At 41.5% G+C, this 2,352-nt stretch carries 1 protein-coding gene; it reads left to right on the top strand.

All coding sequences use genetic code 11. The annotated features are described in order from the left end of the window. On the top strand, positions 1 to 1,411 hold a 1,411-nt coding region (locus ACFFAP_RS35960; RefSeq protein WP_375515688.1), incomplete at its 5' end, for a DMT family transporter. Positions 1,412 to 2,352: the final 941 nt, after the last annotated feature.

The raw sequence follows: 2,352 nt of genomic DNA, 5'->3' as shown, positions 1-2,352 counted from the left end.
AAGGGAAACGACATCAGAGCCGACTGTTGTTAGAGAAAACGCCGCGAACCCAATTTCTGTCCCCAGCCAAGACTTGTCCCAAACGGAAACTAAATCAGAGCCGAATGCTGTTGTAGTTCCGCCACTAAAGGAAAACGCTGCTGAACCAATTTCTGTCCTCAATAAGGACTTATCGGAAAACGAAACGACATCAGAACCTCCGACTGTATCTGTGCCACAGCCGGAAGCAATACAACCTTCACGAAGGAGAAACGCTGCTGAATCAATTTCTCTCCTCCGCAGGAACGTCTCACCGAGCAAAACTAAATACCCGCCTTCTACTGCGCTAGAGCCGCAGCCAGAAGCAAAACCTCCACAATCGCGATCGCGCAATTCCTCTGGTTTATCGTCGCTCCAAATCGGTTTATTGTTGATTGTCTTATCGGCAGTGCTATCGTCGCTTTACAACGTAGCCATCAAGATAATTTTCCACGAAGGTTCCCAGATTTTTGGAGTATTAGAGGTAGAGCGCTTGCTGCCGCCGACTTTGGGCAATACTTTCTTAATTTTGACCCTACGGTTTATGGTAGTAGTACCACTGTTGGTATTGTTGTCTCCGATACTACACCCAACCATGTGGCAAGACTTAGAAAACTTGGCTAACTCAGTTAGAGGAAATCCCACACCTGCTAATGCAGCTACCAAGCAGATTTTGCTGTTGTCAGTTGTGAGTGGCTGCTTTTTGTTTTTGTCTCAGGTTCTCATATACATTGCGATCGCTCAAGTCACAACTGGAATGGCGATCGCACTGTTCTTTATCTATCCGATGGTTAGTGGTTTATTGTCATGGTTTCTGTTTCGTGATCGCCCTACCACATTTCGCATCAGTGCGATCGCTGCGATTTGCTGCGGTGAATTGTTGGTTTTAGGAGGTTCTCCCAACCCAGGTATGGGTAATACTTCAATGGGAAGCAGTGCCGCTATTCTTTCGGGTGTGGCTTTTGCAGCCTACATAATTCTGACGCGGGTTTGTGCTAGCAAACTGCATCCTGTGACTTTTACTTTAATTAACTTCGCCACCATGTTGCTGTTGAGCTTTATCTGCTTGATGCTACCTTTACCAAGTGATTGGAACTTGGTAGTTGATCCCTCTAAGATGCTGGAACTGGTTTTAAGCGCATTTATTTTAGGTGTGTTGACTCTTGCAGGCTATTTGCTGAACAATGTTGGTATTAGTAAACTAGGTGGCTCGCGATCGGCGCTCATTGGTGGTACCATCCCAGTTTTAACCGTGATTTTCGCTGGGTTAATTATTCAAGAAAATTTGGATATTATACAAATTCTGGGAGTGTTGTTAGTAACCTTTGGCGCGGCTGCTTTCAGCTTTGAAACAATGCGAAATCAGGTTAAACCCTCTAGTCCCACGAATTAAATGACGAGTTCAATCATTTTAGGTGTGGTGGGAGGTAAAGTAGCTCCCATCACTCTGGGCACCAATCCTGACGCGAATACGCTTAGTTGCAACTTTTCTAAATCATCTGTGACAAAACTTGATCCCCGGCTTCGTAAAAGTTGCCAGGGATCTTGTTTTTACGAATAATTTAGGACTGCTGTATAGGTGGAGATAACACTTAATAGATGAGTCAGCAGTAATCAGAATAACTTGATTTGTAATATATTCTTAAAGATTTAGCCTGATACAGATAGGTAAAACATGTATATATAAGCAGTACGAGTAGTACTGACTCAAGCAATTTAGCACGAGTACTGGCTCACAGAGGAGATTGGCAAGGAATTAAGCCCATTACAGCAGGTTTTGGAACTAGGAGATGAAAAAGTAGCAGAAGTATTTAGAGTAACCCGGTTTTTAAACGTGGTAGACTCAGGATCAGGAAGTGGGCAAGAATAAATTAAACTATGTTACGTAATGTAAAATTAGTTAAATTGACTCGTAGTAAGGGCTTCAGACCTTAAAATCGGGCTGGGGGCGTTTACTACAAACCTTTAATTATTTACGCCCACTTACTGTATTGTGTTTGGTGATATGGTATCTTTATTTCTGTGAATCTGCATTAGTCAATTTGGTCTGCGATCGCCCAGACACCCAGAGAAAGAAGCTTATATGATAGCTTGCTGCGGATTTTCTTCCTTTTCTTTACGGCAATTCAAGCTTCTTAAATATATAAAATAGCGAGGGAAAATATGCTTTAAAGTAGCCAATGAATTAGTGAAATCATCAAAAATCAAAATTCTTTCATGAAAAATCAAAATTCTTTCATGACAAAAATATCCAAATAATTAGAAAATAAAATCCAATATATTTTATTATATATTGGGCTAATAACTAATTATTCGGCTATTAGCACGATCAAC

Source organism: uncultured Nostoc sp., assembly GCF_964245575.1.
GTDB lineage: Bacteria > Cyanobacteriota > Cyanobacteriia > Cyanobacteriales > Nostocaceae > Nostoc.
The sequence above is the reverse complement of the archived record's forward strand: the minus strand, read 5'-3'. Positions and strand labels throughout refer to the sequence as shown.